The sequence below is a fragment of the Myroides sp. A21 genome (assembly GCF_000807225.1).
GTDB classification, from domain to species: domain Bacteria; phylum Bacteroidota; class Bacteroidia; order Flavobacteriales; family Flavobacteriaceae; genus Flavobacterium; species Flavobacterium odoratimimum.
Genome location: NZ_CP010327.1, coordinates 877,396 through 893,332 on the forward strand (window position 1 = coordinate 877,396; position 15,937 = coordinate 893,332).

Below are 15,937 nucleotides of genomic sequence, written 5' to 3' on the forward strand. Positions count from 1 at the left end.
TATACAAAAATATCACTTTTTAGCAATATTCTTTACTTTTTTCGCCTTAATTCTATCACTGTGATTTCTGGCCAGATACCTGTACGTCCTTGATAAGCGTGATATCCAAATCCTCTATTTACATAAATATACTTACCCATCTTCTCATAAAGCCCTGCCCACTGCTTATACACATACTGTATAGGACTCCATTTTATAAATCCAGGTATCTCTATACCGAACTGACTACCATGCGTATGACCTGCTAGAGTCAATTGAAAATTCTTTTTGTGTTCTAATATTTTAGCTTCCCAGTGTGATGGATCATGACTCATTAAGATCTTAAAGTCTTTAGAGTTCACTCCTTCTGTAGACTTATCTAAATCTCCTAGTTTCTGAAAGTGTCCTCGTACTCCCCAGTTTTCTACTCCTACCACTGCTATCCGTTGACCATCTTTCTCAAACCACACATGCTCATTTCTCAATAATCTGAAACCTAACTTTGGACTGATATCACAGATATCTTTAAAGTTCTTTTGTCTCTCTTCCTCTGTGTCCCAATGTGCATAATCTCCATAATCATGATTTCCTAATATAGAGTATTTACCATATTTATAATGGCGTATTTTATTGAACACATCATACCACGGAAGCATCTCATCTGCTAGACTATTCACTAAGTCTCCCGTAAATAACAGTGCATCTGATTCTTGACTATTAATTAACTCTACCGCATATCTAATCTTCTCTTCATTGTCAAAACTCCCACTGTGTATATCAGAAATATGGGTAAACTTAAATCCATCAAACGCCTCTGGCAAATCCTCAAACTCTATGATACTCTTCCTAACCTCGAATTTATATCGCCCTATCGTGATACCGTGTAATACTGAGATAAAAGGTATAGACGCTATCCCAAAGGCAAGATGAGATACAAACTTTCTTCGCCCTGGCACGAAAGATTCTTTATCCTCTTTCTTTACTTTAACGCCTTTACTATAATTCCAGATACCTCTACCTATTCTTACTACATCCTCAGTAATTAGTAATATAGTAATAATCGCTTTAGGCAAATAGAATAAGATAACTAAAGCTCCTGCTACTAGCGACTGATGATTCCTAGCGTGATTGCGATCAAACTGTGAAAAACCATATATGATATATATAATACCCAATAAAGAGACCACCACATAGCCCCATCTCATTAGCTTATTTTTAGTCACCTGACGAACAGCCTGAAAACAATAAAACTCTATTATAATAAATACTAACAGTAATACTATAAATCTCCCCATTTCAATAATCTATAAATAACAAATTTAATTTTTTCCAAATGCTTTCAAAGTATCTTTAACAATATTTAATGATATTTATCAAACATCTAAATCACAAAACTTTTGTTCTCTCCTAAGTCCTACTACAAATTCATTATCTTTGAACATATAAATAATTACCCTTAATAAAAAACCACATTATAGATGGCTAATAAAAATCGTCTTTTCTTACTAGATGCCTATGCTTTAATATTTAGAGGATACTACGCATTTATAAAAAACCCTAGAATTAACTCTAAAGGTCTTGATACCTCTGCTATTCTAGGGTTTATGAACTCACTAATAGACGTTATAAAAAGAGAATCTCCTGATCACCTAGCTGTTGCTTTTGACAGAGGTGGTAGTGATTTAAGATTAGAATTATTTCCAGAATACAAGGCTAATAGAGATGAGACTCCAGAAGCCATCAAAATAGCTGTTCCGTATATTAAGCAAATCTTAGAAGCCATGCATATCCCTATCGTAGAAGTGAGCGGGTATGAAGCTGATGACCTTATCGGAACATTGTCTAAACAGGCAGAGAAAGAAGGCTTCGAAGTATATATGGTGACTCCGGATAAAGATTATGCTCAGTTAGTATCTGAGAATATCTTTATGTATAGACCAGCTCGTATGGGGAATGGTATCGAAATATGGGGAGTAGACCAAGTAAAAGAGAAATTCGAAGTAGACTATCCAGAACAAGTGATAGACTTCTTAGGAATGATGGGGGATGCTGTGGATAATATCCCTGGACTACCTGGTGTAGGAGAAAAAACAGCGAAGAAATTTATCAAGCAATACGGTTCTATGGAAAACCTATTAGCCAATACACATGAGCTAAAAGGTAAAATGAAAGAGAATATAGAAGCAAATAAAGAGAAAGGATTACTTTCTAAAAAACTGGCTACTATCATCCTAGACTGTCCTGTACAATTCAATGAAAAAGACTATATACTAGAATGTCCTGATATTGAGAAATCAGAAGCTTTGTTTATTGAACTTGAGTTTAGAAGAATGAAAGAACAATTCGATAAACTATTCAATAAAGGAAAAGAGGCCATTCCTACTCCAACAGTTACTGCTACAACTACAAGTGGAGCTGATGAGCAATTCTCTCTTTTTGGAGATGATTCGAGTAATACCTCTTCCTCTACTGAAGCTTATTTTGGTAATCTAAATACAACTAATCACGTATACCAACTGTGTAATAGCAGTATGGCTATTCGTTTATTAATCCAAAACTTACTAAACCAAAAGTCAGTGTGCTTTGATACAGAGACGACAGGTTTAGACCCTTTTACTGCAGAATTAGTAGGTATAGCTTTCTCTTTTGAAAAAGGGACAGCATTCTATGTACCTTTCCCAGAGAACCAAGACGAGGCAAAGGCGCTTGCACAGCAATTCGCTCCTTTCTTTGAAGCAGAAAATATTGAGAAAATAGGACAAAACCTTAAATATGATATCAAGATTCTAAAACAATATGACATTGTAGTAAAAGGTCCTCTGTTTGACACGATGATTGCTCATTATTTAATCAATCCTGATATGCGCCATAATATGGACGTATTAGCAGAGACTTACCTTAAATATACACCGCAACCTATCGAAGAACTAATCGGTAAAAAAGGAAAGAATCAAAAGACTATGCGTGACATAGATGCCGAGATAGTCAAAGAATATGCAGGAGAAGATGCTGATATCACTTATCAACTAAAAGAAACTTTTGCGCCTCAATTAGTTGCTACACATACACAAGAGTTATTTGACAATATCGAAATACCTCTAGTAAATGTATTAGCAGATATGGAGACAGAAGGTATACGCTTAGATACTGAATATCTAAAGTCGCTATCTGACACCTTATCTACTGACATTAAGCTGTTAGAACAACGCATATTCTTAGAAGCAGGAGAAGAATTTAATCTTGCATCACCAAAACAATTAGGTGACATTCTATTCGAAAAACTTCAAATAGGAGGCTCTAAACCTAAGAAAACAAAAACAGGTCAATATGCTACTGGTGAAGAAATATTAAGTGACTTAGCACCTAAGCACGAGATAGTACGAGACATATTAGAATGGAGACAGTTAGTAAAACTACAAAATACTTATGTAGATGCACTACCTGACCAAGTGAATATAAAAACGAATAGAGTACACACAGAATATATGCAAGCTGTAGCTGCTACAGGTCGTCTTAGTTCTAACAACCCTAACTTACAGAATATTCCTATTCGTACAGAGAGAGGTCGTCAGGTAAGAAAAGCCTTTGTAGCTCGTGATGAGAACTACGTTCTACTAGCAGCCGATTACTCTCAGATAGAACTGCGCATCATAGCAGCACTGAGTCAAGAGCCTAATATGCTAGAATCGTTCCAACGTGGAGAGGATATTCACCGTTCTACTGCTGCTAAGGTATTCAATGTACCTTTAGAAGAAGTAACTAAAGAACAACGTAGTCATGCCAAGACTGTTAACTTCGGTATTATCTATGGAGTATCTGCCTTCGGACTAAGTAATCAGACTAATCTATCCCGCGCAGAGAGCAAGGAGCTAATCGATGCTTACTATGCTACCTATCCTAAACTGAAGAGTTATATCGCTACTCAGATAGATTTCGCTCGTGAGCATGGATATGTACAGACTATCTTAGGTCGTAGAAGATATCTAAAGGATATTCACTCTCATAATGCTGTCGTGAAAGGTGCAGCTGAGCGTAATGCTGTCAATGCTCCTATACAAGGTAGTGCCGCAGACATTATAAAGATAGCGATGATCAATATCAACAAGAAGTTGACTGCTGAGAATTGGAAATCTAAGATGCTACTACAAGTACACGATGAGCTTGTCTTTGATGCTCATAAAGAAGAACTTGAAGCATTAAAGACAATGGTCAAATCTGAAATGGAAAACGCTTATAAACTAGATGTACCATTAATAGTAGACCTAGGTACTGGAGAAAATTGGCTAGAAGCACATTAATTAAAACATATATAGTATCCCCTTGAAGTTTAGATGTCTTCAAGGGGATTTCTTTTGTTCATATTTAGAATCAACTTATTGCATAATGATGAGCATCACTTCTATTTTTAACTACCTACTCTATTACTGATAATAACATTAGCATTTTATTACAATAATCATGTAATCTAGACCTAACTAAATTATTCTATATTTGCCTCAAATAATTATTAAGATAAACAAGATGAAAAAGTTACTAGGCAAAATAATGTTAGGAATCACGGGATGGAAGTACGCTCCTAATAACTTTGACCCAAAAAAAGAAAGGAAGACTGTACTTATCTGCGTTCCTCATACTTCTAACTGGGACTTCTACTACGCATTAGCCTGCTTCTGGATTATGGGGGTACCTATACGCATGTTTATAAAAGATTATTATACTAAAGCATGGTTTGGTTTTTTCTTTAAAGCACTTGGATGTATCGGTGTAGATAGAACCAAAAGACAAAATCTAGTAGAATACGCAGTCAATGTCATTAATACTACTGATGATATAGCTATCATTAATACTCCTGAGGGTACCCGTGGGTATTCTGATCAATGGAAACAAGGGTTTTACCATATCGCTAAATCTGCTAATGTACCTATCGTATTAGGATATGCAGATTATAAAAAGAAAGAATGTGGTATCATTAAACTTGTCCATGTGGAAGATAAAACATTCGAACAAGTATTAGACGAAATCGGCCCTCACTATAATGCAGAGATGGCAAAGTATCCAGAGAACTACAATTCAAAATTATATTAAAGGCTCATAGAAGTAGAAGAGAATAACTACACTAGGTAACCAAAATCTCTTTATGTTACCACTCTTACATTAGACATCTATCAGTTCTAAACGAGATAGATTCAGTACATGACCTTATTATTTCAATATTAAGTCCATAATGACTCCGTTATTTTATAAGATTTTACGGAGTCACTACGGACTCATAACGGACTCACTACGGACTCATTCAAAACCAAAATGCATGTTTTCTCAAATAAAAGCACATGCTGAATAGAGTAAAATCAGAGTTCAAATCACTCAGCATGATCTCCTAGTTTTACTACCATACTATATATACATGTTATAATAAACTCTTTTGTAAGCCACAAAACACGTTTCGACTACAACATCCCTCTTCAAGAATTTTATCTCTTGATAAAGAACACTCCCGTTTGACTGTGATTTACTTTCCTAGTATCATCATTTAATTACAAACTCTACCTCTTTAATAAAACTACCATTATCAGTTGCTAGTTGTTTTATAATCTTATAAGTACCTTTCTCATATTTTAGTTCCTTGCTAAACAAGTTGATATCAAAACCAACTCCTTCACCTGGCCCAATAGGATGAATCATTCTATCAAAACCAATACCTTTCATATCCATCACCTCCCAAGACTTTCCTTTTAGAACGTTGATAGAGTAGTCTGAGCCAGTACTTACTTCTACTGAAGATTGATTAGTTATCGTTAAATGAAGTACTTCAGGTGCTTTATCATAAGCCACTTGTTCTAACACCATAGTTACTTGGTTACTTATACTATCTAGCGACTCTTTCTGATTAGGCGTTTTAGTAACTACTTCTTCGATTACTTCTTCATGTGTTGCCGCTTCTTTCTTTTGTGGACATCCAGCCATTATTAGCGCTAATACTGCCATTACAGGTAATGTGATCTTTTTCTTCATATCATTTATTTTTATTTACTAAATTACTCAAAACAAACATTTTATAATTACAAAAATCAATGAATTTAGTGTACATCGTATCTAGTAAAAAATACTAACCTAAATAGAGCAATTGATATTGGAAGTAGAGTAGCGATACAATTGTTAGTCAAACAATTGAGCGCCAATATTTTCTAAAAAAGGGAGTAGAAATTTGTAAAGTACAGAAATAATTGTACTTTTGCACTCCCTTAATTGGGAATGGAATGTTTAATTAAATACAAATTTATTGTGGAAAGTTTAAGCTACAAGACAGTATCGGCTAACAAAGCAACTGCTCAAAAAGAGTGGTTAATTGTTGACGCTGAAGGTCAAAATTTGGGACGTCTTGCTTCAAAAGTTGCAGTACTTTTAAGAGGTAAGCACAAAACAAATTATACACCGCACGTAGACTGTGGAGACAACGTAATCGTTATCAACGCAGAGAAAATCAACCTAACAGGTAACAAATTAGATGACAAGACTTACATCCGTCACACAGGTTACCCAGGAGGACAAAGATCATTAACTGCTAAAGTAATGCAACAAAAAAACCCTGCATTATTGATCGAGAAAGCAGTAAAAGGAATGTTGCCTAAAAACAAATTAGGAGCACAATTATTCCGTAATTTAAATGTTAATGTAGGTTCTGAGCACAAACATGAAGCTCAACAACCTAAGGCCGTTAATTTAAACGAAATTAAGTAATGGGAGTTATTCACAAAATCGGTAGAAGAAAAACCGCTGTTGCTCGTGTTTATGTTTCTGAAGGATCAGGTAACATCACAGTTAACAAAAAAGATTTTAAAACTTATTTCCCAACTGGTACATTACAGTACAAAGTATTACAGCCTCTTACAATGACTGAGAACGCTGAGAACTTTGACATAAAAGTAAATGTATACGGTGGAGGAACAACAGGTCAAGCTGAAGCAGTGCGTATGGCTATCGCTAGAGCAATGTGTGAACTTGATGTTGAAAACAGAGCAGTTCTTAAACCAGAAGGATTATTGACTCGTGACCCTCGTATGGTAGAGCGTAAGAAATTCGGTCAGAAGAAAGCTCGTAAGAGATTCCAATTCTCTAAACGTTAATATTTATTTATTATTAAAAATCTGGGTTTTTGTTGCCCCACTTACAACATGCTGTAAGAGGTAGTTTAGCATCTAAATAATTGAGACCAATTTATTGCTACTCGATTATTGCTAAAGTAACAGAACGTAAACTATTAGAAAATGGCAAACAAAGTAGAAGTAAAAGATTTACTAGAAGCAGGTGTTCATTTTGGACACATGACTAGAAAATGGGATCCAAACATGGCTCCTTATATCTATATGGAGCGTAATGGTATTCACATTATCAATCTATATAAAACTGCAGCTAAAATAGAAGAAGCTAATGAAGCTTTGAAAAAAATCGCTGCATCAGGAAGAAAAATCCTTTTCGTTGCAACTAAAAAGCAAGCGAAAGACATCGTAGCTGAAAAAGCAGCTGCTGCTAACATGCCTTACATCACTGAAAGATGGCCAGGTGGTATGTTAACAAACTTCGTTACTATTCGTAAAGCTGTTAAAAAAATGGCTTCAATCGATAGAATGAAAAAAGACGGTACATTTATGACTCTTTCTAAGAAAGAGCGTTTACAAGTTGAACGTCTTCGTGCAAAATTAGAGAAAAACTTAGGTTCTATTGCTGACATGACTCGTCTACCAGCAGCTCTATTTGTTGTAGATATTAAAGCTGAACACATTGCGATAAAAGAAGCTCAAAAATTAAACATTCCGATCTTCGCTATGGTTGATACAAACTCTGACCCACGTCAAGTAGATTTTGTTATTCCAGCAAACGATGATGCTTCTAAATCAATCGATAAAATTTTATCATTAGTGACTTCTGCTATTATCGAAGGTAATGCAGAAAGAAAGTCTGAAAAAGAAGAAGCTACTAAAGTAGAAGCTCCTGCTGCTAAGGCATAATTTTTTAACAATATCATAAAGTCGTTATGCTGATAGTTGTCTACCTTTGTATACACTGTCGATAACGACTTTTTTTTATTAACTCATTAATACTCTTTTAAAATGGCAAATATTACTGCTGCAGAAGTAAATAAACTAAGACAACAAACAGGTGCCGGAATGATGGACTGTAAAAAAGCTTTAGTTGAAGCTGAAGGAGATTTCGATAAAGCTATCGAAGTTTTACGTAAAAAAGGACAAAAAGTTGCTGCTAACCGTTCTGACCGTGAGTCAAGCGAGGGTGCTGCTGTAGCTTTAGTTAATGCAGACAAAACTAGAGGTGTAGTTATCACATTAAACTGTGAGACTGACTTCGTAGGTAAAAACGAAGGATTCCAAGCTTTAGCAAAAGAATTAGCTGAGAAAGCTATCAACTTTAACACTAAAGAAGAATTCTTAGCATCTCCATTCGACGCTACAATGACTGTTGCTGAAAAATGTGTTGAGCAAACAGGAGTTATCGGTGAGAAAATCGAGATCGGTTCTTTCGAAGTATTAGAAGGTGCTTTCATCGGTTCTTACGTTCACGGAAACAAAATCGCTGCTATCACTGCTTTATCTGAAGCTGTTGCTAAAGCTGACGAGATTGCTAAAGACGTATCTATGCAAGTTGCTTCAATGGGTGCTGAAACATTATCTTACAAAGATTTTGACGCAGAATTCGTTGCTAAAGAAACTGAGGCTCGTATCGCTGTTATCGTAAAAGAAAACGAAGAATTAGTACGTTTAGGGAAAACTCTTAAAAATGTACCTCAATATATTTCTTACGCTCAACTTACTGAAGAAGTATTAAAACAAGCGGAAGAAGATGCTAAAGCTGAATTAAAAGCTGAAGGTAAACCAGAAAACATTTGGGATAGAATCTTACCAGGTAAAATCCAACGTTTCATCAGTGACAACACTACTTTAGACCAAGAGAAAGCATTATTAGACCAAAACTTCATTAAAGATGAGTCTAAAAAAGTTGCTGACTATGTAAAAGGTTTCAACGTAGAAATCACTGGATTCAAAAGAGCTTCTTTAGGTTAATCAATAACCTTTTAGCAATATTTAGAAAAGCCTCAGTTAATTCTGAGGCTTTTTTTTATTACTTTTACCTGACACAACTAATTTTATTATGAAATTATTAAAGAACAATCTGCTAGTGCAGATCATTATCGCTATCGCTTTAGGTAGTGTGTTAGGAAACTATCTACCAGAATCAATAGGTAGAATATTCAGTACTTTTAACAGTATATTCGGTGGCTTTCTAGGCTTCTCTATCCCGCTTATCATTTTAGGGCTAATCGTTCCTGCGATTGGTAACATTGGTAAAAATGCAGGTAAATTACTTATCATTACCACAGCTATTGCTTATGGTTCTACCCTATTCGCAGGTTTTATATCTTATGGAGTGAGTATATCGACATTCCCAAGTATACTAGCGACAGAACAAATGGGAGATATTACAGAATCAACAAAGAACCTAGCTCCTTACTTTAATATCGAAATGCCTCCAATGTTTGATGTCATGAGTGCCTTAATCATCTCTTTTATTTTAGGAATAGGAATCTCTAAAGGTAATTTCAAATACTTAGAGGGTGTTTTTAACGACTTTCAGAGTATTATCATGTCATTAATCAACAAAGCCATTATTCCGTTCTTACCGCTCTTTATTTTCGGTATATTCTTGAATATGACTTATAATGGGCAAGTATTCATTGTACTAGACACCTTTATAAAAATCATAGGAGTAATCTTCTTACTACACATCTTCGTTCTACTGTTCCAATACATAATAGCAGGTACGATAAGTAAGCAGAACCCTATTAAGCTAATGAAAAATATGTTACCTGCGTACTTTACAGCTCTAGGGACACAATCTTCTGCGGCAACAATACCTGTGACATTAGAACAAACATTAAAGAATAATGTAGATCCTAAAATAGCTGGATTTGCTATACCTTTGTGTGCGACAATACACTTAGCAGGTAGTACATTAAAAATTGTAGCGTGTGCTGTTGCATTAATGTTAGTACAAGGGCAAGCTGTAGACTTTACGTTAATGGTTGGTTTTATCTGTATGTTAGGAGTTGCGATGGTAGCAGCGCCTGGTGTACCTGGAGGTGCTATTATGGCTTCTTTAGGAGTACTAAGTTCTATCTTAGGATTTGATACAGAACAACAAAGTTTAATGATTGCACTATACATCGCTATGGACAGCTTCGGTACAGCTTGTAACGTTATGGGGGATGGAGCTATCGCTATTATAGTAAACAGAATATCTAAAAACACAGCTATAACAGAAGCATAATGTTCTAGCGAATTCACAATTATGTACGAGAAAACATATCCGAGTAAGAGATTTAAAAAGACAATGGAGTTTGTCAATAAGCACATTTCAAAAGACTCACAAATACTAGATCTAGGAGTAGTTAACCCACTAGCCAAAATAATGAAAGAAGATGGCTATCAAGTAATCAATACTTCTGGCGAGGACTTAGACGAAGATCAAAGTGTACTTTTAAATACTGATTATGATGTGCTAACAGCTTTTGAAATTGTAGAGCATTTACTAAATCCTTATACGGTATTAAAGTCGTGTAAAGCTTCTAAAATAATGATTTCTGTTCCTTTGCGTTTGTGGTTTAGTACTGCATATAGAAGTAAAACAGATATGCTAGACAGGCATTATCACGAATTCGAAGCTTGGCAATTAGACTGGCTAGTAGAGAAAGCAGGGTATAAAATCATAGATAGAGATATGTGGACACACCCTATCAAAAAACTAGGGATACGTCCGATCTTTAGATGGTTTACCCCTAGATACTATATCGTTTACGCTGAAAAAATATAAGTATACAAACGCTGAGGAATTCCCTCAGCGTTTTTTTATTATATCATGTTATCCCTACACCTAATTTGCACAGTTCAAAAAAAGACCTATATTTGCCTCAAGCTTTAGGGGTGTCTACAAGACTTTGTAGGCTGAGACTTCACCCTTGGAACCTGATCTAGTTAATACTAGCGTAGGGAAAAGTAAGATGACTTCATTAGATAGGTACGTTCGTACCCTATTGTAGCCATTCCTAAAGTTATATATCAAAACGAAAAGGAATGGAACTAAAAATCAACAATCAACAAGTACTATTTGACACGGATACCTTGAGTATTCAGGCTATGTTGGATATTTATTATCCACAGAAACAAAAAGGGATAGCGGTAGCTGTGAACCAAACTGTTATTGCTAAACCCCTATGGTCTACTTATCACTTATCTACTAGTGATGATATCTTAATTATAACTGCTACACAAGGTGGTTGATTCCATTCGTTTAAAAAACTAAATAACTCTTAAAACTAAAAGACAATGGAACAACACAGCATCTCACAAACTCCTTTCCCTAACTCAAAAAAAGTGTACATCAAGGGAGAGCTCTTCCCAATAGAAGTAGCGATGAGAGAGATATCTCTTAGCAACACTAAACTATCTAATGGCGGTACAGAAGAGAATCCTCCTGTAACAGTATATGACACATCAGGTCCTTATACTGATCCGGATATTACCATAGACATACGCAAAGGTATTCCACGTCTACGCGAAGAATGGATACTAAATAGAGAGGATGTGAATACATTATCTTCTATCACATCAGAATATGGTAAAGCTAGATTAGCAGATGAAAAACTAGATCACTTGCGCTTTGAATTTAGACATAACCCAAAGGTTGCTAAAGAAGGAGCTAATGTTACTCAACTACATTATGCTAAAAAAGGTATAATAACTCCTGAAATGGAATATGTAGCCATCAGAGAAAACCAAAGAATAGAACAGCTGAACAACGCTACCTCAGCCATGAAGCAACAGCATCAAGGCAATAGTTTCGGTGCCAATACTCCTAAAAACTTTATTACTCCGGAGTTTGTCAGAGAAGAGATTGCTAGTGGACGTGCTATCATTCCTAATAATATCAACCACCCTGAAAGCGAACCTATGATTATTGGGCGTAACTTCTTAGTGAAGATCAACGCTAATATCGGAAATAGTGCTGTGACCTCATCGATAGAAGAAGAAGTAGAAAAAGCGGTATGGGCATGTCGCTGGGGAGCAGATACGATTATGGACTTATCAACAGGTAAGAATATTCACGAGACAAGAGAGTGGATTATACGCAACTCTCCAGTACCTATAGGAACAGTACCTATCTACCAAGCATTAGAAAAAGTAAAAGGAATAGCCGAAGATTTGACATGGGAGATATTTAGAGATACCCTGATTGAACAAGCAGAACAGGGAGTTTCTTATTTTACCATACATGCGGGAGTACTACTACGTTATATTCACTTGACTGCTAATCGAGTGACAGGTATTGTATCTCGTGGAGGGTCTATTATGGCGAAGTGGTGTCTATTCCATCACAAAGAAAACTTCTTATATACTCACTTTGAAGAGATATGTGAAATTATGAAGCAATACGATATAGCGTTCTCTCTAGGTGATGGACTAAGACCAGGCTCTATCGCAGATGCTAATGATGCTGCTCAATTTGCAGAGTTAGAAACACTAGGCGAACTAACTAAAATCGCGTGGAAACACGATGTACAGGTCATGATAGAAGGACCAGGACATGTACCTATGCACATGATTAAGGAGAATATGGAAAAGCAACTTCGCGACTGTGGAGAAGCCCCTTTCTATACATTAGGCCCACTAACTACAGATATAGCGCCTGGTTATGATCATATCACTTCAGCTATCGGAGCAGCTATGATAGGGTGGTACGGAACGGCTATGCTATGTTATGTAACGCCAAAAGAACACTTAGGCCTACCTAACAAAAAAGACGTGAAGGATGGAGTGATTACCTATAAACTAGCTGCTCATGCGGCAGACTTAGCGAAAGGACATCCTGGAGCACAATACAGAGATAATGCACTGAGTAAAGCCCGCTTTGAATTTAGATGGGAAGATCAGTTCAACCTTTCACTAGATCCTGATACAGCAAGAGAGTTTCACGATGAAACACTACCTGCTGATGGCGCTAAAGTAGCTCACTTCTGTTCTATGTGTGGACCTAAATTCTGTTCTATGAAAATATCACAAGAAATTAGAGATACAGCAGAACAAGGAATGCGCGAGAAGTCAGAAGAGTTTATAGAATTAGGAAAAGAAATATATCTATAAAAGAGAACAGAGATGGTGGTCATAACCTACCCTACTCCTATAGAAAACGAGACAAGCCTTATCAACAAAATGTTTGAGAAAGGCTTGCCTCTACTTCATGTTCGCAAACCGAATATGTCCTATGAAGAGTTAGTAAAATGGGTGAATAATATCGACAATTACTATCATCCGTACTTAGTTATACACATACCAACAATAGTTATTAACAACAATGAACACGTTTTTAAACAATATAAAGCACTTATCAACAAGATAAACAGTACTTATACACACTTATCAACAACTGATTGTTTATATGTTAATAACTATAGTGTAGAACTGCCTAAGTTATCAACATCTGTTCATTGTATAAGTGAGGTTAATAAGTTATCAACAAACATAGACAGAGCATTCATCAGTCCTATCTATCCTAGTATATCTAAGAGAGGGTATGTCTCAACTATTGATTGGACAGAGGAATTAAAGCAAAGAACTAATAACAGAGTAACCTTAGTTGCCCTTGGAGGTATCACGCCTTTTCACATCGAATCTATTCATACAATGGGATTTGATGATTATGCCTTATTAGGAACAATATGGGAAGCTGAGCAACCCTTAAAACAATTTGAATTATGTCAATATTACGACCAATTGCATTGGCAATAGCTGGCTTTGACCCTACTAGTGGTGCTGGGGTTATGGCAGACATCAAAACATTTGAACATCATCAAGTATACCCCATGGCGGTGCTATCTGCTAATACGATACAGACAGAAGATAACTTTATCCATGTAAGATGGGAAGAAGAATATACTATCCGTCAATTATCTGTTATACTTGAGAACTACACTATAGCAGCAGTAAAAATAGGTATTGTCAGAGACCTTGATACATTGAAGCTATATGTGGATACTATCAAAGGTTTATCTCCAACGACCAAAGTTATTTGGGATCCTGTATTGCGTTCATCTAGTGGTTTTGACTTTCAGACTATTGAACGAATAGATTCTTTAACTACTGTCTTACAACAGATAGATCTGATTACGCCAAACTACCTAGAGATACACCAATTAGTCACTACGAATGACGATGCTATTCAAAAAGCACAGCGATTAAGTCAATACTGTGATGTTCTGCTAAAAGGAGGACATAATCCTAATGCATTGGGCTTTGATTACTATGTGAGTAAAGAGGTGATACAAACTATACCTCCAACTCAGCTATCAGATTATCCTAAACACGGTTCTGGCTGTGTATTATCCTCTGCGATAACAGCTAATATTGCAAAAGGAGATCACACATTGACAGCTATTCAGAAGGCTAAAGCCTACATAGAAACATTCTTCAACTCTAATCATACCTTACTCGGATATCATGCTAAATAAAATACAATACATCAGTCATGGAGATACTCCACAAGAACAATTATATCACATAGAAACTGTATTAGGAGCGGGACAACAGTGGATACAGTATCGCTTCAAAAATACGACGAATACTACCCTGTGGCAAACAGCAGAACAGGTCAAGAAGCTATGTGAACAATATCAAGCTACTCTGATCATTAATGATCATGTAGACTTAGCTAAAGCTATAGAGGCCGATGGTGTCCACTTAGGACTTACTGATCTAAGCATCACACAAGCCAAAGCTTATTTGCCTAACAAGATCATAGGAGGTACAGCTAATACAATAGAAGACATCCAACTTAGACATGCAGAAGGTTGTGATTATATCGGTCTAGGCCCTTATCGATTTACTACTACTAAACAGAAGCTAAGCCCTATACTTGGTCTAGCAGGTTATCAACAGCTCCTAAAACAGATGCAAGAACTAGATATCAACATCCCCGTAGTAGCTATAGGTGGCATACAACTAGAAGATGTAGAAGACTTAAAACAAGCAGGACTACATGGCATAGCGATATCTGGTTTACTTCAAAACAGCACTGATAAAAAAACATTACTACAACAACTAAACTATATACTCAAATGAATACACAACCACTTACAATAGCGGATAAGACCTTTCAGTCACGCTTATTCTTAGGAACGGGTAAATACGGTTCTAACGCAGATATGGAAATCGCTACATTAGCATCCGAAAGCGAACTAGTTACAGTCGCTCTGAAGCGAATAGACACGACCACTGACACCAATGCTATACTCACTCATCTACAGTACCCACATATCCACCTTCTACCTAATACATCAGGAGCAAGAAATGCTAAAGAAGCAGTCTTCGCAGCACAACTAGCTAGAGAAGCACTAGAGACAAACTGGCTTAAACTAGAAATACACCCAGACCCTAAATACCTACTTCCCGATCCTATCGAAACCCTAAAAGCGACAGAAGAACTAGCCAAACTAGGGTTTGTTGTCTTGCCATACATACACGCAGACCCTGTATTGTGTAAACGACTAGAAGAAGTAGGTACAGCAGCTGTCATGCCTTTAGGAGCCCCTATAGGTACCAATAAAGGGTTAAAAACAATGGACTTCTTAGAAATTATCATAGAGAATAGTAAAGTTCCTGTTATTGTAGACGCTGGTATCGGAGCGCCTTCGGACGCAGCTAAGGCTATGGAGATAGGCGCTGATGCTGTACTTGTCAATACTGCTATAGCAGTAGCTGGTAACCCTGAACAAATGGCTACTGCCTTTAAACTCGCTGTCAGAGCTGGTCGCCTAGCGTATGAGGCTAAGCTAGCTACTGTAGTAAATCACGCTCAAGCTTCTAGTCCACTAACAGCATTTCTAACAGAATAAACT

Annotated in this window: 16 protein-coding genes and 1 riboswitch; of the genes, 14 read left to right on the forward strand and 2 right to left on the reverse strand. The window is 36.4% G+C overall.

The window, feature by feature from the left end:
- Positions 1-32: 32 nt before the first annotated feature.
- On the reverse strand, positions 33-1,274 hold the full coding sequence (locus tag MYRA21_RS04105) for a metallophosphoesterase (RefSeq protein ID WP_006259727.1): 1,242 nt from the start codon (positions 1,272-1,274) through the stop codon (positions 33-35).
- A 183-nt stretch (positions 1,275-1,457) separates the two neighbouring features.
- Here MYRA21_RS04105 and polA point away from each other — a divergent pair, with 183 nt between their 5' ends.
- Entirely contained in the window at positions 1,458-4,277 is a 2,820-nt protein-coding gene (polA, locus tag MYRA21_RS04110) for a DNA polymerase I (RefSeq protein ID WP_006259728.1), read from the forward strand.
- Between the two features lie 223 nt (positions 4,278-4,500).
- Entirely contained in the window at positions 4,501-5,064 is a 564-nt protein-coding gene (locus tag MYRA21_RS04115; protein ID WP_039328624.1) for a 1-acyl-sn-glycerol-3-phosphate acyltransferase, read from the forward strand.
- 441 nt (positions 5,065-5,505) lie between these two features.
- Here MYRA21_RS04115 and MYRA21_RS04120 read toward each other — a convergent pair whose 3' ends face one another.
- Complete coding sequence (locus MYRA21_RS04120; RefSeq protein WP_006259730.1) at positions 5,506-5,991, reverse strand: immunoglobulin-like domain-containing protein; 486 nt, start codon at positions 5,989-5,991, stop codon at positions 5,506-5,508.
- A gap of 270 nt (positions 5,992-6,261) precedes the next feature.
- Here MYRA21_RS04120 and rplM point away from each other — a divergent pair, with 270 nt between their 5' ends.
- The 12 genes from rplM to MYRA21_RS04180 all read left to right on the forward strand — a co-directional run bounded on the left by rplM (position 6,262) and on the right by MYRA21_RS04180 (position 15,934).
- Positions 6,262-6,717, forward strand: coding sequence for a 50S ribosomal protein L13 (gene rplM / locus MYRA21_RS04125; protein ID WP_025124595.1), 456 nt, complete (start codon positions 6,262-6,264; stop codon positions 6,715-6,717).
- Positions 6,717-7,103: a 30S ribosomal protein S9 gene (gene rpsI / locus MYRA21_RS04130; protein WP_006259732.1), complete on the forward strand. Its 387-nt coding sequence runs from the start codon at positions 6,717-6,719 to the stop codon at positions 7,101-7,103. Before rplM ends, rpsI begins: the two co-directional genes overlap by 1 nt.
- A gap of 141 nt (positions 7,104-7,244) precedes the next feature.
- Positions 7,245-7,985, forward strand: a complete 741-nt coding sequence (gene rpsB / locus MYRA21_RS04135; RefSeq protein WP_006259733.1) for a 30S ribosomal protein S2 — start codon at positions 7,245-7,247, stop codon at positions 7,983-7,985.
- Positions 7,986-8,087: 102 nt separating this feature from the next.
- The gene (gene tsf / locus MYRA21_RS04140; protein ID WP_006259734.1) at positions 8,088-9,053 is read left to right on the forward strand and encodes a translation elongation factor Ts; all 966 of its coding nucleotides are present in this window, start codon (positions 8,088-8,090) and stop codon (positions 9,051-9,053) included.
- 88 nt (positions 9,054-9,141) lie between these two features.
- The gene (locus MYRA21_RS04145; RefSeq protein WP_006259735.1) at positions 9,142-10,317 is read left to right on the forward strand and encodes a dicarboxylate/amino acid:cation symporter; all 1,176 of its coding nucleotides are present in this window, start codon (positions 9,142-9,144) and stop codon (positions 10,315-10,317) included.
- 63 nt (positions 10,318-10,380) lie between these two features.
- Positions 10,381-10,860: a methyltransferase gene (locus MYRA21_RS04150; RefSeq protein ID WP_006259737.1), complete on the forward strand. Its 480-nt coding sequence runs from the start codon at positions 10,381-10,383 to the stop codon at positions 10,858-10,860.
- Positions 10,861-10,956: 96 nt separating this feature from the next.
- Positions 10,957-11,056, forward strand: a riboswitch (TPP riboswitch).
- A gap of 64 nt (positions 11,057-11,120) precedes the next feature.
- The gene (thiS, locus tag MYRA21_RS04155; protein ID WP_006259738.1) at positions 11,121-11,327 is read left to right on the forward strand and encodes a sulfur carrier protein ThiS; all 207 of its coding nucleotides are present in this window, start codon (positions 11,121-11,123) and stop codon (positions 11,325-11,327) included.
- 45 nt (positions 11,328-11,372) lie between these two features.
- Positions 11,373-13,187, forward strand: a complete 1,815-nt coding sequence (thiC, locus tag MYRA21_RS04160; RefSeq protein ID WP_006259739.1) for a phosphomethylpyrimidine synthase ThiC — start codon at positions 11,373-11,375, stop codon at positions 13,185-13,187.
- 12 nt (positions 13,188-13,199) lie between these two features.
- Positions 13,200-13,832, forward strand: coding sequence for a thiamine phosphate synthase (locus tag MYRA21_RS04165; protein ID WP_006259740.1), 633 nt, complete (start codon positions 13,200-13,202; stop codon positions 13,830-13,832).
- On the forward strand, positions 13,799-14,551 hold the full coding sequence (locus MYRA21_RS04170) for a hydroxymethylpyrimidine/phosphomethylpyrimidine kinase (RefSeq protein ID WP_006259741.1): 753 nt from the start codon (positions 13,799-13,801) through the stop codon (positions 14,549-14,551). Before MYRA21_RS04165 ends, MYRA21_RS04170 begins: the two co-directional genes overlap by 34 nt.
- Positions 14,541-15,161: a thiamine phosphate synthase gene (locus MYRA21_RS04175; RefSeq protein WP_006259742.1), complete on the forward strand. Its 621-nt coding sequence runs from the start codon at positions 14,541-14,543 to the stop codon at positions 15,159-15,161. Before MYRA21_RS04170 ends, MYRA21_RS04175 begins: the two co-directional genes overlap by 11 nt.
- Positions 15,158-15,934, forward strand: a complete 777-nt coding sequence (locus MYRA21_RS04180) for a thiazole synthase (RefSeq protein WP_006259743.1) — start codon at positions 15,158-15,160, stop codon at positions 15,932-15,934. The genes MYRA21_RS04175 and MYRA21_RS04180 overlap by 4 nt, the downstream gene beginning before the upstream one ends.
- Positions 15,935-15,937 lie beyond the last annotated feature (3 nt).